28 protein-coding genes and 2 tRNA genes are annotated in these 23890 nt (G+C 48.0%); 8 read left to right on the top strand and 22 right to left on the bottom strand.

Annotated elements, in window-relative coordinates; all coding sequences use genetic code 11:
- Positions 1-8: 8 nt before the first annotated feature.
- From allD to EDM59_RS04200, 5 genes are all read right to left on the bottom strand, one after another.
- Entirely contained in the window at positions 9-1019 is a 1011-nt protein-coding gene (gene allD, locus EDM59_RS04220) for an ureidoglycolate dehydrogenase (RefSeq protein WP_122922453.1), read from the bottom strand.
- 11 nt (positions 1020-1030) lie between these two features.
- Positions 1031-1600 carry a 6-phospho-3-hexuloisomerase gene (gene hxlB / locus EDM59_RS04215; RefSeq protein ID WP_246010887.1) on the bottom strand — a complete coding sequence of 190 codons (570 nt, stop codon included), beginning with the start codon at positions 1598-1600 and terminating at the stop codon, positions 1031-1033.
- Positions 1590-2546, bottom strand: coding sequence for a sugar kinase (locus EDM59_RS04210; RefSeq protein WP_122922452.1), 957 nt, complete (start codon positions 2544-2546; stop codon positions 1590-1592). The genes hxlB and EDM59_RS04210 overlap by 11 nt, the downstream gene beginning before the upstream one ends.
- A 296-nt stretch (positions 2547-2842) precedes the next feature.
- A complete protein-coding gene (locus tag EDM59_RS04205) occupies positions 2843-3841 on the bottom strand; it encodes an ABC transporter substrate-binding protein (RefSeq protein ID WP_122922451.1) in 999 nt (332 codons plus the stop codon).
- Between the two features lie 150 nt (positions 3842-3991).
- Positions 3992-5575, bottom strand: a complete 1584-nt coding sequence (locus EDM59_RS04200; protein ID WP_122923369.1) for a helix-turn-helix domain-containing protein — start codon at positions 5573-5575, stop codon at positions 3992-3994.
- Between the two features lie 572 nt (positions 5576-6147).
- On the opposite strand from EDM59_RS04200, the gene EDM59_RS04195 reads away from it, so the two are divergent.
- On the top strand, positions 6148-6486 hold the full coding sequence (locus EDM59_RS04195) for a hypothetical protein (protein WP_122922450.1): 339 nt from the start codon (positions 6148-6150) through the stop codon (positions 6484-6486).
- A 426-nt stretch (positions 6487-6912) separates the two neighbouring features.
- On the opposite strand, the gene EDM59_RS04190 is transcribed toward EDM59_RS04195, so the two are convergent.
- On the bottom strand, positions 6913-8163 hold the full coding sequence (locus tag EDM59_RS04190; protein WP_425455943.1) for an aminopeptidase P family protein: 1251 nt from the start codon (positions 8161-8163) through the stop codon (positions 6913-6915).
- A 355-nt stretch (positions 8164-8518) separates the two neighbouring features.
- Positions 8519-9277: an NUDIX hydrolase gene (locus tag EDM59_RS04185; RefSeq protein ID WP_122922448.1), complete on the bottom strand. Its 759-nt coding sequence runs from the start codon at positions 9275-9277 to the stop codon at positions 8519-8521.
- A 71-nt stretch (positions 9278-9348) separates the two neighbouring features.
- Between EDM59_RS04185 and EDM59_RS04180 the strand changes: the two genes are divergently transcribed.
- On the top strand, positions 9349-10164 hold the full coding sequence (locus EDM59_RS04180) for an alpha/beta fold hydrolase (RefSeq protein WP_122922447.1): 816 nt from the start codon (positions 9349-9351) through the stop codon (positions 10162-10164).
- A 206-nt stretch (positions 10165-10370) separates the two neighbouring features.
- Here EDM59_RS04180 and EDM59_RS04175 read toward each other — a convergent pair whose 3' ends face one another.
- Positions 10371-11510: an NADH-dependent flavin oxidoreductase gene (locus EDM59_RS04175; RefSeq protein ID WP_122922446.1), complete on the bottom strand. Its 1140-nt coding sequence runs from the start codon at positions 11508-11510 to the stop codon at positions 10371-10373.
- Between the two features lie 223 nt (positions 11511-11733).
- On the opposite strand from EDM59_RS04175, the gene EDM59_RS04170 reads away from it, so the two are divergent.
- A complete protein-coding gene (locus tag EDM59_RS04170) occupies positions 11734-11958 on the top strand; it encodes a hypothetical protein (protein ID WP_122922445.1) in 225 nt (74 codons plus the stop codon).
- Between the two features lie 17 nt (positions 11959-11975).
- Here EDM59_RS04170 and EDM59_RS04165 read toward each other — a convergent pair whose 3' ends face one another.
- On the bottom strand, positions 11976-12662 hold the full coding sequence (locus EDM59_RS04165; protein ID WP_342769180.1) for an SOS response-associated peptidase: 687 nt from the start codon (positions 12660-12662) through the stop codon (positions 11976-11978).
- A 389-nt stretch (positions 12663-13051) separates the two neighbouring features.
- On the bottom strand, positions 13052-14038 hold the full coding sequence (locus tag EDM59_RS04160; protein ID WP_122922443.1) for a bile acid:sodium symporter family protein: 987 nt from the start codon (positions 14036-14038) through the stop codon (positions 13052-13054).
- Between the two features lie 183 nt (positions 14039-14221).
- Between EDM59_RS04160 and EDM59_RS04155 the strand changes: the two genes are divergently transcribed.
- On the top strand, positions 14222-14434 hold the full coding sequence (locus EDM59_RS04155) for a hypothetical protein (RefSeq protein WP_122922442.1): 213 nt from the start codon (positions 14222-14224) through the stop codon (positions 14432-14434).
- A 158-nt stretch (positions 14435-14592) separates the two neighbouring features.
- On the opposite strand, the gene EDM59_RS04150 is transcribed toward EDM59_RS04155, so the two are convergent.
- Both EDM59_RS04150 and EDM59_RS04145 read right to left on the bottom strand, forming a co-directional pair.
- A complete protein-coding gene (locus EDM59_RS04150) occupies positions 14593-15312 on the bottom strand; it encodes a YebC/PmpR family DNA-binding transcriptional regulator (protein ID WP_092266868.1) in 720 nt (239 codons plus the stop codon).
- A gap of 224 nt (positions 15313-15536) precedes the next feature.
- Positions 15537-16190, bottom strand: a complete 654-nt coding sequence (locus EDM59_RS04145) for a YczE/YyaS/YitT family protein (protein ID WP_122922441.1) — start codon at positions 16188-16190, stop codon at positions 15537-15539.
- 339 nt (positions 16191-16529) lie between these two features.
- Here EDM59_RS04145 and EDM59_RS04140 point away from each other — a divergent pair, with 339 nt between their 5' ends.
- Positions 16530-16874 carry a YkgJ family cysteine cluster protein gene (locus EDM59_RS04140; protein ID WP_122922440.1) on the top strand — a complete coding sequence of 115 codons (345 nt, stop codon included), beginning with the start codon at positions 16530-16532 and terminating at the stop codon, positions 16872-16874.
- Between the two features lie 139 nt (positions 16875-17013).
- On the opposite strand, the gene EDM59_RS04135 is transcribed toward EDM59_RS04140, so the two are convergent.
- Positions 17014-17400 carry a hypothetical protein gene (locus tag EDM59_RS04135; RefSeq protein ID WP_122922439.1) on the bottom strand — a complete coding sequence of 129 codons (387 nt, stop codon included), beginning with the start codon at positions 17398-17400 and terminating at the stop codon, positions 17014-17016.
- A 251-nt stretch (positions 17401-17651) separates the two neighbouring features.
- Between EDM59_RS04135 and EDM59_RS04130 the strand changes: the two genes are divergently transcribed.
- Together EDM59_RS04130 and EDM59_RS04125 are read left to right on the top strand one after the other, a co-directional pair.
- Positions 17652-17725 (top strand) — tRNA-Gly (locus tag EDM59_RS04130).
- A gap of 176 nt (positions 17726-17901) precedes the next feature.
- Positions 17902-18180, top strand: coding sequence for a hypothetical protein (locus tag EDM59_RS04125; RefSeq protein ID WP_122922438.1), 279 nt, complete (start codon positions 17902-17904; stop codon positions 18178-18180).
- A gap of 126 nt (positions 18181-18306) precedes the next feature.
- Here EDM59_RS04125 and EDM59_RS04120 read toward each other — a convergent pair.
- From EDM59_RS04120 to EDM59_RS04085, 8 genes are all read right to left on the bottom strand, one after another.
- Positions 18307-18388: transfer RNA gene (locus tag EDM59_RS04120), tRNA-Leu, on the bottom strand.
- A 67-nt stretch (positions 18389-18455) separates the two neighbouring features.
- Entirely contained in the window at positions 18456-18758 is a 303-nt protein-coding gene (locus EDM59_RS04115) for a hypothetical protein (RefSeq protein ID WP_122922437.1), read from the bottom strand.
- 91 nt (positions 18759-18849) lie between these two features.
- Positions 18850-19416 carry a thioredoxin family protein gene (locus EDM59_RS04110; protein WP_122922436.1) on the bottom strand — a complete coding sequence of 189 codons (567 nt, stop codon included), beginning with the start codon at positions 19414-19416 and terminating at the stop codon, positions 18850-18852.
- An 88-nt stretch (positions 19417-19504) separates the two neighbouring features.
- Positions 19505-19660, bottom strand: a complete 156-nt coding sequence (locus EDM59_RS04105; protein ID WP_092266861.1) for a YycC family protein — start codon at positions 19658-19660, stop codon at positions 19505-19507.
- A gap of 163 nt (positions 19661-19823) precedes the next feature.
- Positions 19824-20021: a hypothetical protein gene (locus EDM59_RS31345; RefSeq protein ID WP_092266860.1), complete on the bottom strand. Its 198-nt coding sequence runs from the start codon at positions 20019-20021 to the stop codon at positions 19824-19826.
- Positions 20022-20142: 121 nt separating this feature from the next.
- Positions 20143-20349, bottom strand: a complete 207-nt coding sequence (locus tag EDM59_RS04095; RefSeq protein WP_122922435.1) for an Mpo1-like protein — start codon at positions 20347-20349, stop codon at positions 20143-20145.
- Between the two features lie 74 nt (positions 20350-20423).
- On the bottom strand, positions 20424-20957 hold the full coding sequence (locus tag EDM59_RS04090) for a TlpA family protein disulfide reductase (protein WP_122922434.1): 534 nt from the start codon (positions 20955-20957) through the stop codon (positions 20424-20426).
- A gap of 23 nt (positions 20958-20980) precedes the next feature.
- Positions 20981-21691, bottom strand: a complete 711-nt coding sequence (locus tag EDM59_RS04085; RefSeq protein ID WP_122922433.1) for a cytochrome c biogenesis CcdA family protein — start codon at positions 21689-21691, stop codon at positions 20981-20983.
- A 276-nt stretch (positions 21692-21967) separates the two neighbouring features.
- Between EDM59_RS04085 and EDM59_RS04080 the strand changes: the two genes are divergently transcribed.
- A complete protein-coding gene (locus tag EDM59_RS04080; protein WP_122922432.1) occupies positions 21968-22504 on the top strand; it encodes a GNAT family N-acetyltransferase in 537 nt (178 codons plus the stop codon).
- Between the two features lie 139 nt (positions 22505-22643).
- On the opposite strand, the gene EDM59_RS04075 is transcribed toward EDM59_RS04080, so the two are convergent.
- Entirely contained in the window at positions 22644-23870 is a 1227-nt protein-coding gene (locus EDM59_RS04075) for an efflux RND transporter periplasmic adaptor subunit (protein WP_122923368.1), read from the bottom strand.
- Positions 23871-23890 lie beyond the last annotated feature (20 nt).

Genomic DNA, 23890 nt, shown 5'->3' with positions numbered 1-23890 from the left:
TCGCTCACCTACTTCGTCAAAAATTCGTAGACACTTTGTGCGATGGAAACGCCGTGGGCGCGATTTCTTTCTTCATGCAGCTGCTCGATCTCACCTGGTATGTAAACGCGGTCAAAACCAGGCGCAGGCTCTACAAGCGAAAGCTCTTCCATCATCCGATCCATCTGCTCCAGAAATACATCAGCGTCCGTAAAGAAGGCAGGATTGATCACACAAAAGTAATGGCCCAGCTTTCTTTTTTGATCCAGATCTCCATACATCTTGCTAATGTGCGGGCCAAAGGCGGCTCTAGCCAGCAAGCCGGAAAAAATATCCACGATGACGGACAATCCGTACCCTTTGGGACCGCCAAAAGGCAGCAGGGAGACGACATCGTGTGGGTTCGTTACGGACGAACCCTGCTCGTCTACACCCCAGCCATGCGGAATTTCTTTGCCTTCTTCACGCGCTTGCAAGATTTTGCCCAAAGCCACATTGGAGGTAGCCATATCTAGAATGAAAGGCTTTTTTGTTTTTGCAGGAACGCCGTAAGCAATCGGATTAGTCCCCAGAAACTGTGTCTTCCCGCCAAAAGGGACGACGATTTTGTCCGTATGGGACATCGCGATGCCGATCAGCTTCGCATCCGCCGCTTTTTGTACGAAGTAGCTGAGCGCCCCGCAATGGCTGCTGTTGATGGCCGTGACCATCCCGACTCCGTTTTTCTTCGCCATGTCGATCGCATGCTCCATCGCCAGATCAGCGATGACATGTCCGAAGCCGTCATCTCCATCGACTACACCTGTTACCGGCCCCGATGGCGAAAAGGTCGGTCGGGCATGGGGATTGATCCCACCTGCCTGCAGGCGATTCACATAATGCTCCGTCCGCAGCACTCCGTGGGAATTTACATTGCGCAAATCCGCGTGCACGAGGACATCTGCCACTTTGCTTGCGTCGTCGCTATGTAGTCCTGCTTCTGTCAACTTCTTTACCACAAGCTCTCTAGCTTCCTCTGCTTGAATCACAATGCTGGCCATTGGATTCCCTCCTACTCCAGATTGGCATGCCTTGCCCTGAAAGATTCATTCGATTGTGTTTCTGTTAAACTATCGATGATCGCGGCATCCAGAAGCAAATGGGCGGCCTGATCAAACTGGTTCCCTAGCGGCTGTATCGTTGTCGGCTCGTCAGCTAGACGGTATTTTGTCGCAGCAGGAATGCGCAGAACTGCTGAACACCATGCAAGCTGTCGAACGGCTTCACTCGTGGTCACCACACAGACGAATGCTCCGGCAGCTGCGGCAAACTGAGCAATCTGGCTTGTCAGTGGTGTCTGTCCAGAGCCAGAGACGGCGATCAGTACATCATCGGCACCGATCGCAGGCGTCGTTGTTTCCCCGATGACAAACACGGACTTCCCGCTATGCATGAGGCGCATCGCAGCCATTTTCGCGACCAGACCGGAACGCCCTTCCCCTGTGAAGAAAAACCGCGACTCCCGCTTCAGGAGTGAAACAAATGCCTGGTACTCTACTTGGCAACAGCCATTGAGCGCAGCTCCCACTTCTTTCAAGATCAACGGAATGGTCGTCACACTCTCTCCCACCTTATCTTTCAATCACGGCTTCCTGACGGATAAAAGGAAAGACTTCTTCCAAATAAGGCAGCCCCTCATTGTCGCCAGACACTGTCGTAGCCAGCGCTCCGACACCATTGGCGAAGACCAGCCGCTCCTCGCAGGGATAGTCGTTTAGAAAAGCGTAGATGTAACCGGCATCAAAGCCATCTCCTGCCCCGACCGTGTCAACGGCCTCCACGGAAAACGCTTCTTTTTCATGCCAGGTTCCTTTCGTGTACAGCTTGGACCCGTTCGCGCCATCTTTGACGACGAGCTGATCGATCGCATATTTTTCTGCCAGAGAAACCAGTGCTTCGTCACTGTCCTCTCCCAGTATCAGATGAATCTCATCTCTGCCCGTCAGCAAAATATCGACGTACGGGAAGAGTTCAAAGTAGGCTTTTCGCGCCTCTTCAATCGTCCACAGCTTGAGACGGATGTTGGGATCGAATGAAATGGCAAGTCCCTTTTCCTTTGCAATCTGTACCACTCGCTTGACGATTTGCATATTTTGCGGGTCGATTGCCAGATAGACACCCGTAATGTGAACGAGATTGATTCCTTCGAACATGGAAGCCGTAATGTCTTCCGGTTTCATGGTCAAAATAGGGGATTGGTACCGGTAGTAGAACGTTTTTCCCGATCCGTCTTCACGAATTTCTTTAAAGTTCAGGGAAGTGGGATACCCTTCCACGAAATGAACGTCACTCATGTCGATCCCTTCGCCACGCGCGAAGTGATCAATGACTCGTCCAAACTCATCTTTCCCCAGTCGGCTTACCCATTTCGAACGCAAACCCAGCCTCGCACAGCCAATCGCAAAATTCAGCTCCGCGCCGCCTACCTTTCGCTCGAACTGCGACACAAATCGCAGCGGGCCCTTCACGGCCGGGTTCATCGTGATCATTGCGTCTCCCAGCGTGAACACACCAAAATTCGATGTCATTTTCTTTCCTCCTAACACCCTCTACCACGATGCAAAAACGATTTATCCTGTCATAATCGATACATTTCGAAGTGTACTAAATCGGTTTAGCGAACCGGTTTAGTGAAAGTATAATTGAAACCCTTTTCATTCGTCAACAAAAATTCGCAATATTATTTTAGTGTCTGACAAATTTCTGCTGAGCATTGGCTGCAATAAGAAAACCCCAGACGAGTATCAAGTCCTCGTTTGGGGCAGCTCTGTGCGATTCGCGTTCGATAGTGTTCTCGAGTCTGTTGGCGTCTTTTGATGAACTTCTATTTCGCTGCTTTTGTACCCAGCAGCCTCTCTGTTGCATCCTCCAAAATCAAGCGATTCGCAATTGGGCCGAAGCCTTGGAACCACAAGTCGTAGTCCACTTCAAATACGCGGTTGTTTTTCACAGCGGCAAGACCTTTCCAGATAGCGGTTTCCCGCAAGGAAGACACACGTTCTCCTCCCTCGTGCAGCAGGAAGATGTAGTCTGGGTTTACTTCTGGAAGCTTTTCGATCGAGAGCGGTTGAAAGCTTTTGGCAGCGTCTGGAATGTTCGCAGGTTTAGCTATTGCGAGATCATCGTACAAAACCTCAAACAGCTTCGGACTGTAGTAGCGAAGCTCTTTGTCCGTAACGCGCAGGAACATGACGGTTTGATCGCCAATCGCTGCTTTCACTTGCGTACGGTACTTTTCCACTTCTGCATTGTATTCCGCGATCCTTTTCTGGGCGATCTCTTCTTTGTTCAGCATTTTGGAGAGACGCAGGAAGGTATCACGCATTTTGCGCACGCCCTTCTCATCCTCTACAGGCTCAATGAAAATCGTAGGCGCGATTTTGGACAGCTGATCGTTCAATTCGCCAAAGTTTTGATTGCCGATGATTAAATCTGGGCTACTCTGCACGATTAACTCCAGATTCGGCTTTGGAATTTGCCAGCCTAAGTTTACCGAATCTTTCAGACCGTCTTTCAAATACCAGGTGAACTCCGTGGAGTCGGGACCTGCGCTTGGAGAAGCAGATGGGGTTGTATCCATGGAGATCAAGAAATCGCTGATCCAAGGATGAAGAGACAAGATCTTCTTCGGTTCTCCTGATACGACCGTTTTTCCCAAATCGTGCTCGATTGTCTGCTCCTGTGCTGCCGCCGGTGCTGGCGCGGCTCCCGTACCTGACTGTCCTGCCTGCTGGGCCGGGCTTGTCCCGCAGCCTGCTGTGGTCAACGCGAACAGGCAGATCGCTCCTGAAAGCAGTTTTTTATACCTTTGAAAAGATATCATGAGTGAACCTCCCTGTCATTAGTGATAATCATTTTCACTGTAAGTGATTATAGAGTAACCCATACCCTTCCCACAATTCACGAATTCTTGTTCCTTTCAGGACAAAATCTTGTGACGCTCCACGTAAAAAGCCACTTCCTCTGAAGTGGCTTACATCCCTATTGCTTCCCATGGCTTCTGTCTATTCGCGGCCAGATGGTCGATAGCGACATCGATGGACAGACTGTGCTTGATCGGAGCATGCCCGTTCAGCCAGCTCTCCACCTCATACACTTGGTTTTTTTGAACGGCTCGCAGGCTGGACCACGCTTTGGTCTCCTTGAGGTTTTTGATCTGCTCTTTGCTCGGATTGGAATTGTTCGTCGTTAGGAAAATATGATCAGGATTCATCGCCTGGATTTGTTCGAGGTTCACGCAAACGTAGTGTGCTTTTGTCGTGATGCCCGCAGGAGGTGTCAGCTGCAAGTCTTCATATAGTACTTTACCAAGCTGCCTTCTCCCTCCGTACACCCGGTATTCGCTGCACGTCACCGTAAGAATCATAACCGACTCGCGAGAAGAATGGGATAAGGATAACAGCGACTTTGCCTGCATTACTTTTTGCTCGTATCGCCTCATCCAAAGCTTCCATTCGTCGCCCTTGCCAAAAAAACGGGCAAAATCCAGCAAGAGACTCTGCCAATCATCCCGCAAAATGATCGGGATGGTCGGCGCAATTTTCTTGACTGTTTCCAAATTGATAGGGAACCAGTTCGAGCCGAGAATTAAACCAGGCTGGGCTTCGACAAGCTCGTCCATGTCGGGTTTGTTCCAACTGCCCGTGAGCTTTGTCTCCTGTAATTCACGGGCCAGATAAGGGAGATAACCATTTATGTGGTCGTTCCCGCCATAGGGCAGCGTCGCAAACGGTTTGACTTCCAGTGCAAGCAAGTAATCGTTCAGATGTGGCAGCAGCGTAATGATCTTATCGGTATGACGATGTTTACGATAGATGGACGGCGTGACACCCACGGTACGTTTAAAGATCCGGCTGAAATACAGCGGGTCTTTGAAGCCGACCTCCCGAGCGACAAGCTCAATCGGCTGGCTCGCCTTCAGCTTTCGCTGGGCTTGCGCTATGCGTAGCTGCGTAACATAGTCAAGCGGATTTAGTCCCACATGCTTTTTAAACACACCTGAAAAATTCGAGGCGCTGATACCATGCATGTGTGCAACTTCTTTTAAGGAAATGTCCCCCCGATAGTGCTCCTGCAAATAGAGCAGCACTTTTTCGATAGCTTCCCGCGTCCCCCCTGTTTCTTCACTCGAAACCGGATCGGATAGAACCAGATGCATGCACTCCTGAAATAAAATCGACTGCTTCCATTGTGCCAGCGGCTCCTCTATTCCCTGCCGCTGCTCTAGCTGTTCGAGCAGCAACGACAGTTGAACGGCTGCTTTAGCAGAAAGCATATGATGACCAGTAGAGAGTGCAACCTTTTCTGCCTGCCTGGGCTTGTCACTTATCATCGTATAGGTAAACGAGAAATCGTAAAGAAACAGCGGTTTACCGGATCGAACCTCCATTTCTATGCAGCAATCTGGTTTGAGCAGCACTACTTTCCCAGACTTCAACAGGAGTGGATCGCCGTCGACACGCATGATCCCCTCCCCTTCCTGGATATAGACCAGGTGATATCCGGAAATCCATGCTGGCGGGTGCTCCTGATGTGAGTCAAATCGCTGCCGTTCCATTCCTCGCAAAACAAAAAAGGTATCTTTTGCACATTCTATCGGATGTAAAAACACTCGGATGATTCTCCCTTTTTATAACGAATGAATTTGATAATCATTATCATTATAAGGCATGAGTGCGCCTTGTGTAAAAGAGTATAGCTGTACTATTGCATGAATTTGTATCCAGCTTTACTGGACTACGGGGTATGGAGTATAAAATTGCATCGAGTCGTAGTTCAAATTCCATAATTTTACTTCTTATTTGAAATGATGGTATTATTTCTCTATGCGCTTTTCAGAGGCCTACCCCTAACCGAATTCCATAGCCTGTGCAATAGCGAAAATCGCTTTGATCTCACTTCATGGAGGTATGGATATGCTTCTCGCTACAAAGCTTCTCGTAGCCTTTCTCTGTTTTTTCCTGCTCTACCGCCTATTGAGCCTCTTCAGAAGCAGGAAGAACACTTCTACAAATACAAGTTGGCAGCAAGACATCGCTACGGCTCTGTTACAAACGGTAGTCTTCATTATTGTGAGTCATTTCTTTACATAATAATTATTATGTTTACTGTAAAACACGAGGTGATCAGATGACGATGAGCAAAAAAGGTACAAGAAGAATCGTCGTCGGGCAGGAAAGCTACAGATGGGCAGTCTCCCCTGCTTCGAATTCGAAAGGTCTTCTTGTACTCACTGTAGAACACACAGACTACCAAGGACAACTTATCCGGGTCTATATTGAATCAGATAGGAATGAGTATTGGCTCGAGTTTCCAAAGGTAGAAAAGCTAACTGCAAGGGCTATTAAGCCAGCCGACGTCTCGGAAATTATTTCACAAGCTGTTTCTTTCGGGTGGGACCCAAAAAGAAAAGGTCCGCCATTATCTTTTCTCTTAGTTGGGACTCAGCTAAAATTAAAAAATACATAACGCAATAACCGTTTAGAAATTTTGCAAGAAGATTCCATTGCTGAACGAATGATTCGAGATGAATGAATCATCTACTTTTAGGGAGGTGTTTTCTTTTGTCTACCGTTGGAATACCTGGAATCATGCTTATTGCCAATCTCATTTTGATTGCAGCGGTCATCTCGATCATAGTGAAAGTATTGTCAAGGAAACGCTAACCTATTGCCGTCTGCGGTTTTCTTGTTCGGCTCCTCATCGAGCTCCCCCGGCTTGGAGCACTTTCTCTCCGATCTTGTATGCATCCAGTATCGAGGAAAGAAAGTACTATGAAACAAACAAAAAACTAGGGGCGACGACAAAGCGTGTTGATAAATTCGACACTCCTTATCCGCTGCCCCTGCAAACCCCTTTTATCGAAAATGACGAGAGACGGAACCACAGTAGCCGCTACTCTTTTTTCCCGATCAACCCTTCTACTTCTTCGATTTCCCTCGGGATCTGCGATGAAAGCACCTCGCAGCCGTCTGCTGTTACCAGCACATCATCTTCAATCCGAATCCCGATCGCTTCTTCCTCTATGTACAAACCAGGTTCAATCGTGATCACCATACCAGGCTGCAAGACAGCACTGTGGTCCGAGATATCGTGCGTATCCAGTCCAAGGTGATGCGACACGCCGTGATAGTAGTATTTCGTCAGCTCCGAGCTCTCCTGGATGAGCCCAAGACGCAGCAGGCCATCTGTTAAAACCTGCTTCGTGACTTCGTTTAATTGCTGGAGGGTGACACCCGGCTTCACGGCTTCGATGGTCTTGCTTTCTGCTTCGAGCACGAGTTGATAGATTTCCTTCTGGCGTTCTGTAAAGCGACCATTTACGGGAAACGTTCGCGAAATATCAGCCGCATAGTAGTTGGACGCTGCCCCGAGGTCGAGAAGGACCAAGTCACCCTCTTCCGCTCGCTGGTCATTGTCTTCATAATGCAGAACAGTGGCATTGATTCCGCTCGCAATAATCGGCAAATAGGGAAGCTCGCGAACACCATGTGACTTCAACGTGAAATCGTAGTGCGCTTCTAGCTCATATTCCATCATTCCAGGACGTGCATGGGACCACATGCGTCGGATGGCTTCATCTGTGATCGCGATCGCACGCTTGATTTCTACGATCTCTGCCGGACTTTTCACCATACGCAGTTCTTTCAGCCATGGGCCAGCATCTTGAATCTGCAGAGTCCGGTACTTCTTCTGCGCCTCTTCGGCAAAGCTTTCTGCCGGGGTCGGCTCATCGCTCCACTGATCGCGGTACAGATCAAGATAGAGTGAACATTTGCCTTCACAGCGTCTTACAAAGGTTCCAAATGACGGTAGCCACTCATCCAGATAGTCAAAATGTTCGATACCAGACTGCTTCCTCGCTTCCTGATCCGAAAGAACGGCTCCTGTCCATTTCGCTTCCAGTTCATTGGAACGCTGCAGAAATAACGTCTCGGTCACGATGCCACCGCGTTTTGTGATCATCAGAACGAGCTTGCTGCGCGCAATGCCGGTCAGATAATAGAAGCTGCGGTTGGGTGAAAACGGATATTTATCGTCACCGCTTCGTGTCTTGAGAACTCCTGAAAATAGGACAAGTGCACTGTGATCAGGCATTTTTTCTGCGAGTCGTTGACGGCGATTGACAAACTCTTTTGAATCCATGATTAGCGTCATCTGTTTTCTACTCCTTCGTTTGTGAGTCTTACATGGCCTGATCCGGCGAAGCGCAAAACCTCCATATCCATAAACCGGAAAACGAAACAGACCTGCCACATCCATCTATACTCTTTGGGTAGCCCCTATTGTCTCCTCCTATATTCTGTATTTTAGGATGATTTCACCATTTTGAAAACGACTTTCGCGAGATACTTTTGCTGATTCGCTCTTCCAAAGAGTGCCCCATTTGTGCCCTCGCCAATTCCATTATGGTTAGCCAACAGCCACACGTTAAACGATCGTTTAAATTCACACGAAAGAGCGTCAGCGCAGAACCGTAACGATGGTCCGAACTGACGCTTTATGACAAAATCTCGGGATGCTGTGTGAGTACCCAGTGAAGGAGTCGGAGATGCGGGAAAGGCTGCAGTCTGCCGTTTAATGGAAGATCTGCTCGCAGAAGCGCTTTGCCTCCTGCCTCCAGATACTGTCCCAGCGTGATTTCCTTTGAGAGGATGGTGGAAATCTCCTCTGGACTCAAAAGGAGCAACCCCTTTGTCTCATGAGCGGGGACGGGTTTGTCTTGCGAAACTGCCAAGTAGATCGGTGTCATGTTGTGTCTGTTCAGATGTCTGCCGATCAAGATCGGGGCAACCCCCTCTTCTAGCCACGCGCCTTCAAATAAAGCTGGCGTGTCAGCCGCTGCAGTCTCATACCAGTAGGTTCTCGGCGGAGGAACCGGACTGACCTGCAAACTCGCTTCCTCATGAGCTTCACGCGCAGCGCATTGCCAACCTGTTTCCCTGCCTTCCCGATGGCCCCCCAGCCGGACGATGCCTAGTGCAGTTCCAGCTCGGTTCGGTCCGATTTGAAAAGGGAAGCGCCCTTGTACCCTGACATAAACACCAGCCGTCACGATGATTTCATTCGTTATTTTGAAATCACTCTCCCCCTTTCTTCCATCAAGACCTCGTCCATCGTTACGCCCATGCCGACCTATTTGCTGCCGAATATTGTTTACATATTCGTTGCCGCTTTTTTGTATGACTGAAAAATCCGCTTTCCTGAAAATCAGGAGTTGACGCCCAGGTTCCCCTGGGAAATGCCACTGAATTTTCACAGATGAACGCCCCAGTAAATGGTAGTATTTGATGAAAGAGTATCACTTCTTCAGACGGAAGGGTGGTTTCGATGGCACAAGAAGGGTTTATTCCCTGTCGCGGCGCTAAAATCTTTTACGAAATGGCGGGATCTGGCGAAACGATCGTCTTTGTACACGGTTTTCCTTTGGATAGCCGGATGTGGGAGCCGCAGATGGCTGTTCTCTCGAGCCAATACAGGGTTCTTCGTTTTGACATGAGAGGAATGGGGCAGTCTGCCAACCCAGGCGGTTCCTATACGCTTTACGAAGACCTGCACGATTTGCTGAAGCAATTGAACATCCCGCGCGCTTCACTTGTTGGCGCTTCATTTGGCAGCTATGCCAGCATTGAATTTGCATTAGCCTATCCGGAATTGGTCGATCGACTCATCCTATTGTGTCCAGGGGGCTTTGTTCCCCCTTCTGATGAATGGCAACAAAAGCTTCAGAACATGCGAGAGCAGCTCCAGAAGGGAAATCTGGAGGAGGCGCTGGACATCACATTACATATCACGCTGGATGGTTTCCATCAGCAAAGCCGGCGCGTCCAAAGCAGGCGCCAGTGGCTATCAGACATTTATCGAGATATTTACACCCGGCCAACCGTCACAGGAATGCCGACCTGGCTGGAGCTTGATCCGAGAAGTCGTTTGTCGGAAATATCCGCCCCGACGCTTATCGTGTCAGGTGAACTTGATCACGCAGACTTCCTCTTGACGGCAGAGAGCTTGGTCAATCAAATCTCTGATGTCCAGCAGATCTTTCTCAAAAACTCCGCCCACTTCCCGAATATCGACAGTCCACAAGAAGTCAACGCGTTGATCCACAGCTTTTTAAGCGGGTCGTTAGGGGCCCCAAAAAAATAGTCATTTTCGAAGGAAAGGGGCGACTCGCTGGTCGCCCCCTGCTTAGCTTTGGCGGGATTGCCATCTCTCCACGCTCCCATATATCGGAAAATCACTATCATCAGCCTATCATACACGCCCTATAGTGCGAACCATGAAAACTCGATAAACAAAACAAAAAAACAGGAACGCCCCAAGCGCGCACCTGTTCTCTCCTCCACCTCTTATTACTGCTTGTCCGCTTCTTGAACCACAGGAAACCAGCCCGGAGAATGAACAATCATTTTCCACAACGGATCTGGAATCACGAGGCGCTCCTGATCGTCCTTGGTTATAGCCGTGGCGATCTCCTCTTCTTTTCCCGCCTGGATCTTCTCGACCCAATCCGGCTCCACGATGAACGCTCTTCCAATGGCAATCAGCGGGACATTCGCCGTCAATGCTTTCGCTGCGTCCTCTGCCGTTTTGATGCCACCAACACCAATGACAGCTACCTTGTCACCAACACGCTCTTGGAGAATTTCGATCCGAGAGCGTGAATCATCCGTACCACGGCGGGATACGCTCCAAAATTCATTTACAGACAGATGCAAATAATCAAGCCCTTTGTCTGCCAAAGCATCTACCAAAACAAATGTCTCCGCCATGGTAATCCCAGGTGTCTCTGGTTCTTCTGGCGAGAAGCGATAGCCTACCACAAACGGCTCCTTTGCATGCTCGGCGACCACTTTGTTGATTTCATCCACCACAGCAAGAGGGAAAGTGAGGCGTTTCTCTACACCTCCGCCCCAACGGTCTTCGCGTTGATTGGAGTGAGGAGAGAAGAATTGCTGAACCAAATACCCGTTTGCACCGTGAATTTCCACACCGTCGAAGCCTGCCTCGATCGCTCTGCGTGTGGCTTCGCCAAACCCTTTGATAATGTCGATAATCTCTTCTTCCTCTAGCGCACGAGGGACGACAGCCCCTTTCCGTTCGCTTGCTATTGCGCTCGCACTGACTGGTTCTCCATTTGGCACCTCAGACGCAGGGCTTAAACGACCCCCATGAAAAATTTGCAGAATCGCTTTTGCACCTTTTTCCTGAATCCTGGCTGCCAATCGTTTTAATCCAGGAAGGAAGGAGTCATCATCTACAGAAAACTGTCTTGCGTATCCTTTTCCATTTGGTGTCACATATGCGCACGCCGTAATCACCATCCCGGCGCCACCAGATCTTCTCGCGTAATACTCGAGCTCTTCATCCGAGACTGTTCCATCTTCATTTGAAGAAATATGCGTCATTGGAGCGAGGACAATTCGATTTTTCAGCGTAACTCCGCTATTTAATGTGACATTTTCAAATAGTGGGGCAAATTGGGCTTTCACGCGATTACCTCCTGTTGACTAGATAAGAAACAATTATATTGATTATAGTTACTTTCCTTTTTTCGGTCAACATTCGTAGCATGAAAATTCATACATATACAAGAAGACCCTCTTCCCACATCGGAAAAGTACAGGCTTTATCATTAGTTAACGTAACCTTTATTATGTCTCGTTCCTTCTCGATGTCGGCTATGCTACAATATGTAGAAAGGAGTGTGCGCCCATGAAATCTTCCAAATCATTTTATTATACGGTCGACCAGTCGATGGTGGATGAATACAAAAAAATGCTCGATCTCATGAAAATACCGTACGTGATCGAAACTCCTGTCGCCCTGTTGGCAAATGGAGCGAATCAGTATTCGTTCGTCTTCCCAAACATGCCTGGAAAGCTGTATGCCATGGTCAGTAAACTATTCCAAGGAGATGCCCAGCCTTACCCCCAATAAGGGCATTTCCCCGTTCGCTATTCTTCCTCATGTAGACTTACTTCCCGAATGCAGTCTAAATGATCATTCTTCACATTTCCAACCGCTTTGCTTACAGGGTAGGCCTGCATCCACTCTGCCTTGTAGGGTACGAGCATGGATTGTAGTTGCTGGTGGTCTTGATATTCGCGATCCAGCCAGATCGATTCGTCTTCCTCACGCAGGATGACAGGCATGCGCGGATGAATCGGCGCAACAACATCGTTTGGGGTTGTTGTAATGATCGTACAGGTATGTACTTTTTGTCCGTCCGGTTGCACCCACGTATCAAACAACCCTGCAAATGCAAACGGCTGTTCATCTTTCCGCATGATCCGCATGGGCTGCTTTCCTTGCTTCGTGTCCTTCCACTCATAAAAACTGTCGGCAGGAATGATGCATCGTTTTCTGCTCAGCAGCTTTTGAAAGGACGGCTTCTCCTGCAGGCTCTCCGCTCTAGCATTGATCCATTGAAACCCCTTTTTGTCATCCTTCGCCCAAGAAGGGATCAATCCCCAGCGCAGCTCCCCCATCCGCCTCTTTCCTTTCTCTGCGATGATAGCCAGAACCTGCTGTCCCGGTGCGATATTGTAGCGCATGCGATACTCCAGGTTTTGCATTTCTACCTGAAAACGTCTGGCCATATTCTCAGGCGCAATTACCAAGGTAAAGCGTCCACACATCATATTCCCCCCTTGCCACCTCTTCCGTTCGGTTCAAAGAAAATAGAGTTGGAGACGGAGCGTTGTTCATTATTATCATGCCCGGTTTGATTAGGTATTCTTGCCGTTCCCATTCTCGGGACCACACAAACAATTGCGTGTTACGGTGATTCACCACTTCTTTACTCACTGTTCCACACCAGTATTCACCAAATGATTCGCATGTCCTGCCTTCCGTCTCACTAGTGACAGCGTTTCTCTTCAACATGCATGATTTCAGGCAAAAAAAAGGACCCAGAACTATTCTGGGTCAAAGATAGGAAGTGGAGAGAATGCATGCTATGTAATATATACTAACATAATAGCGGCAGGTGTCAATGAGTTTTTTGATTTTCATGTTAGTTTCTCTGACATTACATAGCTTTTTGATTTGTCGCTTCCACACGTTTCTCCGTATGCTCCTTTTCAACCAGAGAGAGGAATTTCCCAAAGGTCGAAGCCAACGTCTGTTGAAACAGCATTCCCAGTACAACAGGCAATGCTACCGGGGCAGGAAAATAAGCAATAGCCATTACGGCACCCGCACTGATATTTCGCATCCCGGTATTGAAGGTCAATGTTACAATGATGTCACGTTTCCAGCCAAAAGCTCGCGAAACCCACCACCCCATCAAGTAACCCAAGATGGCTAACAACAGAACGAGAGCAGCCAAGCCGATTAATTTTGCATCGACCTGCACCAAATAAGGGGAAACGACAGACGCATTAATCGCAACGACAACACCCATTCCCAGCTTCGAAAACGGAGCGAGCTTCGGAGCCAATGTCTTTTTGATTTCACCACGCGTCAGCTGGTTCAGGAGCATTCCCAATAACGACGGGAGCACAATCATCAAGAAAAGCCCTTGCATCATCGCACCTGCATCCATATCGACCTTGGCTCCGACCAACAAAGCCATGCCTAACGGAACAATCAATGGAGCCAGCATCGTATCCACCAAGATAATGGACAAGGTCAAAGCGATATTCCCCATGTAAATCGAAGTCCATAAAAAGCTGGAGATCCCGGTAGGAATCACAGCTGCCAATAGGAGCCCCGTCAAGACGTGCACATCATCGGGATAAAACAAGAGCGCAGCGCCCCAAGCCACAAAAGGCATGATCGCATGCAAAAGGAGCAAATTAACAACAAGCGGAAGTGGTCGCGCAAGTACTCGAGCGAATTCTCCAAAACCCGATCCCAGACTCCCCGAAAAAGTCATGAACGCAAACACCCAGGGAGACAGGAAAGAGAAAGGCTGCAAATGACTTCCTGACAGCACGCCAATCACTACGCTGCAGGGAGTAAGCGCAGGCATGATTTTTTCCAGCAGTTTGTTTAGCTTGGCTAAATAGTCCATATTCGTTTCACTCCCAGTACATCCTCGTTACCTAGCAAACAAAGTTTTTCTGATGTGAGGTATGTTATCATGAACTTTCATTTTCAACAAGACTAAATGTCTTATGGATCTGTCGATACCTCTTGCATCCTTGCATACATTCTCCAGCAGATGTATAAACTACGATGGGAAAGGAGGAGTTTGATGAACGGGATGGATTGGGTAGAATTTATCCGAAAAACCGAAGATAAGATGTTTCATCTCCACCGAGCCATTGACGGGATCTGTAATGAATCAGAATACAAAGAGTCCGTTGCCGCTTTGACCGAGGTAGTCAGAGACTATCAGGTCCTGGTGGAAAAAGCGAAGGATGAATTGCGATCCGTGGATTTACGACGTCACGAGCATGAGCATTGATCATTACCAACACACATACGGACAAGCCCACCAGATAGGGAGACTTCCAGCATCGGAGGTCTCCTCTTGTTACGATAGAAAACCTCATCCTCTTATGACGTCCACTCGCAGCGCACATAAAAAACCCGAGCTGTGAGAGCCTCGGGTTTTGGTCCAGATTACTCGCCTAAATCTACGTTGTGATACACTTGCTGCACGTCGTCCAAATCTTCCAACGCGTCGATCAGTTTTTCGAATTGTGCGATGGCATCCTCTGGCAGCGTAATCTCATTTTGCGCCAGCATGGACAGCTCTGCTACTGTAAATTCCGATACACCTGCTGCTTTCAAAGCTTCTTGTACGGCATGGAACTGATCCGGCTCGGCATAGACGATCACAGCGTTGTCTTCTTCGATAATGTCGCGAACATCTACATCCGCTTCCATCAAAATTTCCAAGACTTCTTCCGCTGTTTTTCCTTCCAAACCAATAACGGCAGTAGCATCGAACATATAGGCAACAGAACCTGTTACACCCATATTTCCACCGTTTTTGTTGAATGCAGCCCGTACTTCGGGAGCTGTACGGTTCACGTTGTTGGTGAGGGCGTCCACGATAATCATGGAGCCATTCGGTCCGAAGCCTTCATAACGCAGTTCGTCGTAGACCTCATCCGATCCACCTTTTGCTTTCTCAATCGCCCGGTCAATAATAGCTTTCGGTACGCTATATGTTTTGGCACGCTCAAGTACGACTTTTAACGCACGGTTCGATTCAGGATCAGGCTCGCCTTGCTTTGCAGCCACGTAGATCTCTTTTCCGAACTTTGCGTATACACGGCTGGTGCTAGCGTCTTTGGACGCCTTTTTTTCTTTAATATTGTTCCACTTACGACCCATTTTTCCCACTCTCTTTCGATAGCAAAGGATTTCTTTCCGTTCTACGTTCATCGACAAAAAGTGCGAATGATTTCTCGCACTCTTTCACAAGTCTATATTATACCTTATTTCTCTCTTTTTTATAAGGGTGATTCTCAAAAAAGAACAGTTGGGTTTGCTGCTTTCTTCCTTCCTTGACTTGAAAAGAGAACCGCCATGAAGGCTGCTCCATGGCGGTCCGTTTTTTATTTGGCTAACTGACTTTCGCTTCTGACGCTATTCAGCTTTGCCATCACGCGTTCCCACATGGGGATAAAGCGTTTAATCAAAGGGCCAATCGATAGCGCTGTTACCAAAGTACCGATAGAAACAGGACCTCCCAGCAAAAAACCTAGCAATGTCACGGTGCATTCAATCCCGATCCTGATCCGGCCGACATCCCAGCCGGTTCGGTCATGCAGCGCTAGCATAAAGCTGTCCCGCGGTCCTGCCCCCAGATGCGGAGAGATATACATGCCAGTCCCGAACGTGTAGATCAACAAGCCAGCTGCAAATAGAAAAATACGTTCACTGAGCGTTCCGCCGATCGGTATCCATTTCAGCCACATAAAAAGATCAATGAACAGCCCAAAGAAAAACATATTCAAAAACATTCCTACGCTAGGCTTTATTTTCCCGATCACATAAGAGGAAACGATGATCAACAAACCCACGATTTGCGACCACATCCCAATCGTTAAGCCAAACGTTTTTTGCAATCCAATATGCAGCGTATCCCATGGCGCTACTCCTAGATTAGCCTGGATCATCATCCCGATCCCAAACCCCATGATGGCCAATCCTAGCATAAATACCCCGTAGCGAATAATCAACGGATGAAACACGGTCTTCCTACTCACTTACAGCCCTCCCCAGAATCGTTATTCGCCTTGGATTCGAGCAGTAGAGGGAGGGGCCAGCATCCAGCCACGCAAATATTCCAGCATCATCGCAACTTCCTTTCCACCTTACCGGTATCCTTCTTATCTCGTTTGCAGCCAGCTCTATGATCCGCAAATCACCTGGCGTTTCCTGTATAGATGGCCCCAGGCATCGGGATATCTTTCAAACTTAAAATAATTATTGACAAAATCCTTGTTTTGTGGTATGATTGAATATTTTTTATTTACAAACACCCCTTCAACTTCCATAATGTTCATTGAGAAAACCTTATGAATCATGGAAGGGGCTCGACAATCATGGAGACACTACCTTGCCAGGGCTGCAAAGGACTTTGCTGTGGTCCTGTTCCCATAACCGAATATGAGCTAAAAAAGATACAGAAGATGCTCAAAAGCATGCCGCGAAAAATCCGCGAGAGCTTGGAAAAGCAGCAACGCTTATTGGGAACCTGTATTTTTTACGACCTCGATAAAGACCAGTGCGGAATACACGCAGCACGCCCAGAAATCTGTCGAGATTTTGGGTATTACACAGACCTCGTTTGTTTTCGAAAACCAGAATTGGCCACGAAATCGCGTACTTTGCGAAAAGAAAAGCCCATCGGACACTTGAGCATCGATTTTACCTGGAAGGACTTTTGACTGCCCCTGCTTCCTTCTCCATCCTACCATGTTCAACTGTATTATACCTACATAAATTTATGTAATGTTGGAATGTTTGCGAATCATCGGAATCTGCAAGGAAAGGCTGCCGAAACGTAATCGACAGCCTTCCCTTGCATCACTCTGTTATTTTATAACGGTAGGCAGTCGATGCGGTTCCGCCTTTTTGATCACTTGCGGTCACGATGATCGTCACTTCCCCAGGCTTTTGAGCCATGACTTTCACCAGGCTCCCTTCCACTTCCACTTTTGCGACGGCCTCACTCTGAGATAAGGCCGAATAAATGAGTTCATCTCCATCCGCGTCCGAAAAAACCTCGCTGACATCGATTTTATACTCAACCCAAGGAGAGATCGTCTCTACATCCGGCATTTTTTCCGTGAGAGCCGGGGCATGGTTGACAGCTTCTGATCCTCCGCTTGATTCCGTTTCCGTCACATCCCCAAACATGAAAAAGCCAGACACGGCTGCCACCATCACTTTTGAAAGCATCCACATATTCACGCGAGAATCACTCCTATTCGGACAGTTCATTCTTTGTTTCCTAAGGATACCATACTTCGAGGCGACTCCACATGGTGCAGATGATTTTCCTGATATTTACACTGGCTTGCCCTATGTGTACCCTAAAAATGGGCACATTCCGAATCGAGTGAGTGAGCCCTTGTAAAAAACTACAGGATCATGTAATCCACTAGACTTCTTTGATTGAACGTTATATAATATTGTTAAAATAAAAGCAACAAAAAACGTTTGCGGGTGTAGTTCAATGGTAGAACTCTAGCTTCCCAAGCTAGTAGCGTGGGTTCGATTCCCATCACCCGCTCCATCTGAAAAGTCTTGCGCAGCAAGGCTTTTTTCATTTTCTGCTAAAATGGAGCTGCTCCGTCACGATATCCAGCTCGCTCTCTAATTCTCATGAAGGAAAACGCTTACAAAGCTTGTTCTAATCTCATCACTCCTACATAGAAATGAAGTATCAGCCCTGTTGAAAGGAGTGAAATCATGACCCAACTCAACTCAGAATATCTCATGGAGCTGTACAAAAAGATTACGGAGATTCATGCCGCCTCGTTACAACTGGGTGCACAACAACCGCAAACGGAATTGATAACTGTCATTGATCATTTGTCGAGAGTAGCTGGGTTCCTCGTTGATCTGAGACTGCAGGAGCTAGAGAGTGGATCGATCGCCTCTGTCAATCCGACTGGCTATCTGGACAGCAAGATTGGCATTGCGAATACGGTGATGAAAAGGTATCAAGAAAATGTTCTGAGCTACTAATCCCTCTTCGGGGGGATTTTTGTTTGCGCGAATTTCGGCTACGGAAAAAGACAAATCAAAAAACACACCTCCCAAGCGCTGTAAACACTTCGAGTGTGTGCTATATCGTTACCGTTATGGAAATAGTGGTGCCGGTGAAGGGACTTGAACCCCCACGGTTTCCCTCACGATTTTGAGTCGCGCGCGTCTGCCATTCCGCCACACCGGCATATCAATCTGTGACTTCATACTAGCACAATTTTGATAGAAAATCAACGTTTGATTTTTCTCACCACTTACAGCTTCGCCAAAATTTCCTCAGCCCACTGATGAAAAACAGCCAATGCTTCTTCCACGGTTGGAAAAGAACGCTCTTCTTCACAAATAAATTCCGGAAAATCTGCTATGCGATTTTTCCGTATACGTACCCCTTCTGCCATGCACTGGATATCCAGAAAGTACGGTACAGACTCGTCAATGCCATAGCTGTTTTCCAAAAACTCATAAGTCCGTACCCATTCCAGAATACGTACTTCCGATGGCTTTAATCGCAGGACTTGCTCCAAGGACATGATCGTTTCATTACCGTAGTAGTGCATTTCATTCAACCTTTCTACATCTGATTCTGCGTCGAACCACGAAATCGTGCAAACAGGCGGAGAGGATCTCCGCCCGCCACGAAATCAATCGTTAAATGGAAGAAAGAAGTTCTCGAAGCTCTTTCACGATGACAGCTTGGTATCCAGTACCTTCCCCGTATTGCTTGAGCATTTCCGCGCGTGCAGCCTTGAGATTCTCCTCATACGCAGGTGCATTGCGATCTGGGTTCTGCTCCTTAAACGCGATCATCACGTCTTGGACATGCTTTGGACGCGGTCCCCATTTCGCCAGCACATGTCCACCCGTATCTGCGAAAAGAACTACCGGGATGGAGCGGCCACCCATAGTCAAGAATTCATCCATGAGATCCAGATGCTCTTCCATAATAAAAATCTCCGTTGGTATTTCCGTTTCTTTCAAGGCTTCCAGCACCACCGGTATATTGCGGACAACGTCACCGCACCAGTCCGCCGCGATGATCAGGCAACGAAGATCATCCCGATTGGCGAGCGAAGCAAAAAAAGCACGGTCTTCCTCACTCGGCCACGAAAACTCTGCCTTCCTGCTGAGAAAAGTATCCTGATTCTTGGTCATCCCATCGATAAATGCTTGAGGTTTTATCCCGTTACGGAGCTTGTGAGACACGTTTGCTGCCATATGTATTCCTCCTCCTCCATGCTTTGTTTCGTGTTTACGATTCTACAGCCGCATCGAAAACTCCTGTCTTTCAAACAGTCGGTACGGCTTACTCTTGGTTCTTCTCTTCCTCTTCTTGTTTGGCCAGCTCCAGCATTTTCTGCATCAAAATATGCTGGGGCATATGCATCAGCTGCTCCAGCGGAACATTCAGTTTCTCAGCCAATTTCACGGCTGTTTCGGGCGATATTTGCAAGGGACGCACAAAATCACCCTCCTTTCATCTGCAAAATAGAAGTCTCTTCAGTATAGTACATGCCAGACGATCTTGCCATAGAACGCAGGCATTCGTGGGGGGAAACAGTTCGTTCTGCATGCGAAAAAACCCCTCGTCTCCGCTGGATGAAGGGTTCTCTCTATACAACCGCCTATGTCTGCCGTTTCGTCAGGATGCACGGCACCCCGTATCCGATCTCGCCGGGCTGGGACATTTTCTCGAGATATGCTAACCCACGCGCACATTGTTGTTTGCACACCTGACAAGTAGAAGAAGTCACAATTTTCAAGTTCAATTGATTTGGATGCTGCCTAGAGTTTTTCTTCTTGATTTTCTTTGCCTTAGCCATCTTCTCCCCTCCCTTAGCCCTAGATCACTCCAGTCTATGAAGGAGAACAACCCCATTCTTTAGGCAAAGACACAAAACGGGGCTCTTTACACGAAAATAGGCAGAACGGTTGCATGCAGCCCTATTTGAATGGTTTTCCTAACAATAAACGCCCTAGCCTCTTTAGGATCCACCACGGACCAACTAGGAGATAAACAGGATTCTTGAAAAAGGACGGAGGATTTCCTTCGAAGAAATGACCAACAAATTGAAATATCCAGTCAAGAATAAATAGCGCTGCGGCCCGCTTCCCATTCCAGAAAAGCAGCGGCAAGGAAATGACAATCATCTGTGATGGCCATCGTGGCAAAAGCAAAAAACGCTGCGCGGACACACAGCGTTTTGGGAGGTTCTCTCTATCGTTTACGGTTTTTCCTGGAGCAGCTTGCGCATTTCCAGCTCTAGCGTCGGTGCATCTATCATCCCGATAATCTTCTTTCGGACGACGCCATTCATATCGATCACGTACGTAGTTGGAAACGCTTGAATCAGATATCGGTTGGAGACCGTTCCGGCCACATCCATAGGAATCGGAAACGTGAGCTTGTAGCTCTGTACAAACGCGGCTGCAGCCTCTGGACTGTCGTTGTTGGTTACATTGATGCCGTACAAATCGATCTGGTTTTTGTATTTCTCGTAGAGCTTCTGCAAATCCGGCGCCTCCATACGGCAAGGACCGCACCAGGATGCCCAGAAATTGAGAATGACGGGCCTGTCCCTTTTTCCTTCAACTTTGTACACTTGATTATCCAGCCCAGTCAAAGAGAAATGAGGCGCTGCAAACCCTACTTCCGGCTTTTGCACCTCAGACACAACCGCGACGGACTCCTGAGGCTGCTGCCAGACCGCATAGCCGACGCCTACTGTAACCAGCATCGCCAACGCTATTTTGTTCATTACGTCACCTCTGCTTCATTCGATCAGAATCCTGTAAATCCACCGTACAGTTGAATGAGCACACGTGTAATATCCGTCATTTTATCGGTGTACAGCAGCACGCCAAACACAATCATGATAGCGCCGCCCACCTTCATAAACTGATCGGAGTATTTGACGATCGCGCTTACTTTGCTGATAAAGAAAGTCATTACAAAAAACGGAATAGCAAAACCCAATGTATAAGCGAGTGTATACGACAAGGCACGAGAAGGATCCGTCACGCCCATGACAATAATCCCGGAAAGAATCGGTCCCACGCATGGCGTCCAACCAGCCGCGTAAGTCATTCCTACCAGTATGGACCCAGTATACCCCAATGGGCGCGATTTTAAATCAACCTTAAATGAGCGCATCATCCAATCCATTTTAAACACCTGAAGCATAATCAGTCCGATGACGACAAGCAAAATGCCGCCTAGCTGACGGATCAAGTCCTTTTGATTGACAAACAAACTGCCGATCCAGGAGGTCGATAACCCGAGCGCGATAAAAATAATGGAAAAGCCGATGATGAAAAACAGCGTATGCAAGAGCGCCTGTTTTTGAAAAACAGTTCTCCCCTTCTTCACTTCATCGACGGTAATCCCCGTTATGTATGATAAAAAGGAAGGATAAAGCGGCAGACAGCAAGGCGAGATAAAAGAAAGAAAGCCCGCGCCAAAGGCTAACAAAATGGAAAGATTTCCAGTCATACATACCTCCAAATTTGATTCATCCACTATCTACCTTATTGTAGCGAAACTTTCTTCATGTCAAAAGTGGGACCGACACTTTGTCTTAAATCCGTGACATTTGTGTTTACGTAATAATTATTATGTTTACTTGTTTCCCTCACTTCTACCACTCCGTACTGTAGTTGACTTTACCTGTACTTGTATTTACACTGAAATCACCGAAATGAGCGAATGTTGTTCGCGAAACCGATCGTTACGCTCGTTTCAATGGACGCAAAGAATAGGAGAAAATAAATGGATATCTTGATCAGACAAGAGCTCCCCGAAGATTATAACCAGACAGAAGAAGTAGTCGAGCGTGCTTTTCTGAACGAAGAATTCAGCGACAAAACAGAACATTTGCTGGTTAGCCGCATTCGAAAATCAGATGCATTCGTTCCAGAGCTTTCTTTAGTCGCTGTAACACAAGATAACGAGATTGTCGGACATATCCTTTTGTCCAAAATTCACATCACCGAGGGTAACACCGTTATCGCAAACTCATTGGCGCTTGCTCCCGTTTCCGTTGCTCCTAAGCTTCAGAATAAAGGGATTGGCAGCCAATTAATACGCGAAGCCCTGATCAAGGCTAAAGAAGTAGGCTACCAGTCAGTCATTGTTTTAGGACATAAAGATTACTACCCGAGGTTTGGCTTTAAACCAGCTAGCCTGTGGAAAATAAAAGCTCCCTTTGATGTTCCTCCAGAATTCTTTATGGCCATGGAATTAACGGAGAATGCTCTTGCGAAAGTGCAAGGTGTCGTCCACTATTCAAAAGCTTTCACAGAATAACGAAGTGGAAGAAAAAAGGCTGTCCCCAAATAAAAAGGACTGCCTTTTTTCGTTTCACCTTCCCCCACTGGACTGGAGCTACTTGATTGCTGTGCATACAAAAAAGAGACGAGCCTCGCCCGTCTCTTTCCTCGTTGCTTTACTTCTGAATGCTTACTTTGCTGCCGTCTGTCAAAAGTGTTTGACCTTTGACCACGACCTGATCCCCTGCTGATACTCCGGACACGATCTCGATCGTATCGCTGGTAGAAGCACCGGTTGTTACCTCCACTTGTTTCGCTACATCGCCTTCCAGCTTGAATACGTACTGCTTGCCTTCACGCTCGAACACGGCTTTGCGAGAAACAACGAGGCTGGATTTTTGTTCACCCGAAGCATTCGGGAACGAAATATTGACTACCATATCGGATTTCAGAGAATTATCCGCATTGGGAATGGTCACTTCAATCGGATAGGCTTTCAACGCTGAATCCATCACCGGGCTGACCGCCGAAACCTTCGCATCGATGGTTTTTCCGGTGGATTGCACATTCACTTTTACAGCCGTGCCGACTTTTACTTTCGTGATGTCAGCCTCGGACAGATTGGCTTTCACCAGCAGCGGATTCGTGTTGACGATCACCACAACGGGCTGTTGACCCGCCATCTGTCCAACCGCTCCGTTCACACTGGAGATAAAGCCATTGATTGGAGCTACTACCGTTGCATTCGCCAGCTGGTTACGTGCGTTTTGCAGACTGACAGACGATTGGTTCACCGAAGCCTCGGATACTTGTGCGCCCGTTTTCTGCTGCGCTGCCTGCAGGCTTTGCTGCGCGTTCGCATAGGATGTCTGTGCATTTGTCAGCTGGGTGTTTGCTTGCTCCAGCTGCTGCGAAGAAATCGCGCCCTGTGTAAACAGCTCCTGCATACGTTGCTGGTTCAGCTTGGCATCCGCCAAGGCTTGCTCCGCTTGCTTCAGTCCGTTTTTCGCTTGGACCAGTCCTTGGTCAGAGCTGCTGTTGGTCTGTCTCAGGTTAGCCTGCGCCACACGATAGGCAGCTTCCGCCTGCTGAACGGCATTACTCAAGTCCTGCTCGTCAATTTTGAAGAGGACCTGACCTTTTGTCACGTATTGCCCCAGCTTTACCGGAAGCGACGAAATTTTACCGCTTACTTTTGGTGTTACCTGCACTTCTTCACTTGGTGCCAGCTTGGCAGTCAGCCCAGCCTCCGAGCTCACTGTACCGGTAGTGACTTGCTCCACTTGCACCGGTGTTACGGACTCCGTCTTTTCTGTAGGTGTCTCTGCCGCTTGCGGGCTGGAACAACCTGCCACCAGACTGATGGCGAGCAAAGCTAGAATGACGGGTTTGTTGATTTTAATCATATATGTCCCTCCTTATC

Origin of the sequence: Brevibacillus nitrificans (assembly GCF_003710965.1) — a bacterium.
Taxonomy (GTDB): domain Bacteria; phylum Bacillota; class Bacilli; order Brevibacillales; family Brevibacillaceae; genus Brevibacillus; species Brevibacillus centrosporus.
Note: the sequence above shows the minus strand (reverse complement) of the source record. Positions and strands in the feature narration are given on the sequence as shown.

Bases quoted from the DNA above. Each gene is read 5' to 3' on its own strand.
- allD (WP_122922453.1), bottom strand. From the start codon at position 1,019: ATGGCCAGCATTGTGATTCAAGCAGAGGAAGCTAGAGAGCTTGTGGTA.
- EDM59_RS04210 (WP_122922452.1), bottom strand. From the start codon at position 2,546: ATGACATCGAATTTTGGTGTGTTCACGCTGGGAGACGCAATGATCACG.
- EDM59_RS04205 (WP_122922451.1), bottom strand. From the start codon at position 3,841: ATGATATCTTTTCAAAGGTATAAAAAACTGCTTTCAGGAGCGATCTGC.
- EDM59_RS04200 (WP_122923369.1), bottom strand. From the start codon at position 5,575: ATGGAACGGCAGCGATTTGACTCACATCAGGAGCACCCGCCAGCATGG.
- EDM59_RS04195 (WP_122922450.1), top strand. From the start codon at position 6,148: ATGACGATGAGCAAAAAAGGTACAAGAAGAATCGTCGTCGGGCAGGAA.
- EDM59_RS04190 (WP_425455943.1), bottom strand. From the start codon at position 8,163: ATGGATTCAAAAGAGTTTGTCAATCGCCGTCAACGACTCGCAGAAAAA.
- EDM59_RS04180 (WP_122922447.1), top strand. From the start codon at position 9,349: ATGGCACAAGAAGGGTTTATTCCCTGTCGCGGCGCTAAAATCTTTTAC.
- EDM59_RS04170 (WP_122922445.1), top strand. From the start codon at position 11,734: ATGAAATCTTCCAAATCATTTTATTATACGGTCGACCAGTCGATGGTG.
- EDM59_RS04165 (WP_342769180.1), bottom strand. From the start codon at position 12,662: ATGATGTGTGGACGCTTTACCTTGGTAATTGCGCCTGAGAATATGGCC.
- EDM59_RS04160 (WP_122922443.1), bottom strand. From the start codon at position 14,038: ATGGACTATTTAGCCAAGCTAAACAAACTGCTGGAAAAAATCATGCCT.
- EDM59_RS04155 (WP_122922442.1), top strand. From the start codon at position 14,222: ATGAACGGGATGGATTGGGTAGAATTTATCCGAAAAACCGAAGATAAG.
- EDM59_RS04150 (WP_092266868.1), bottom strand. From the start codon at position 15,312: ATGGGTCGTAAGTGGAACAATATTAAAGAAAAAAAGGCGTCCAAAGAC.
- EDM59_RS04140 (WP_122922440.1), top strand. From the start codon at position 16,530: ATGGAGACACTACCTTGCCAGGGCTGCAAAGGACTTTGCTGTGGTCCT.
- EDM59_RS04125 (WP_122922438.1), top strand. From the start codon at position 17,902: ATGACCCAACTCAACTCAGAATATCTCATGGAGCTGTACAAAAAGATT.
- EDM59_RS04115 (WP_122922437.1), bottom strand. From the start codon at position 18,758: ATGCACTACTACGGTAATGAAACGATCATGTCCTTGGAGCAAGTCCTG.
- EDM59_RS04110 (WP_122922436.1), bottom strand. From the start codon at position 19,416: ATGGCAGCAAACGTGTCTCACAAGCTCCGTAACGGGATAAAACCTCAA.
- EDM59_RS31345 (WP_092266860.1), bottom strand. From the start codon at position 20,021: ATGGCTAAGGCAAAGAAAATCAAGAAGAAAAACTCTAGGCAGCATCCA.
- EDM59_RS04095 (WP_122922435.1), bottom strand. From the start codon at position 20,349: ATGATTGTCATTTCCTTGCCGCTGCTTTTCTGGAATGGGAAGCGGGCC.
- EDM59_RS04090 (WP_122922434.1), bottom strand. From the start codon at position 20,957: ATGAACAAAATAGCGTTGGCGATGCTGGTTACAGTAGGCGTCGGCTAT.
- EDM59_RS04085 (WP_122922433.1), bottom strand. From the start codon at position 21,691: ATGACTGGAAATCTTTCCATTTTGTTAGCCTTTGGCGCGGGCTTTCTT.
- EDM59_RS04080 (WP_122922432.1), top strand. From the start codon at position 21,968: ATGGATATCTTGATCAGACAAGAGCTCCCCGAAGATTATAACCAGACA.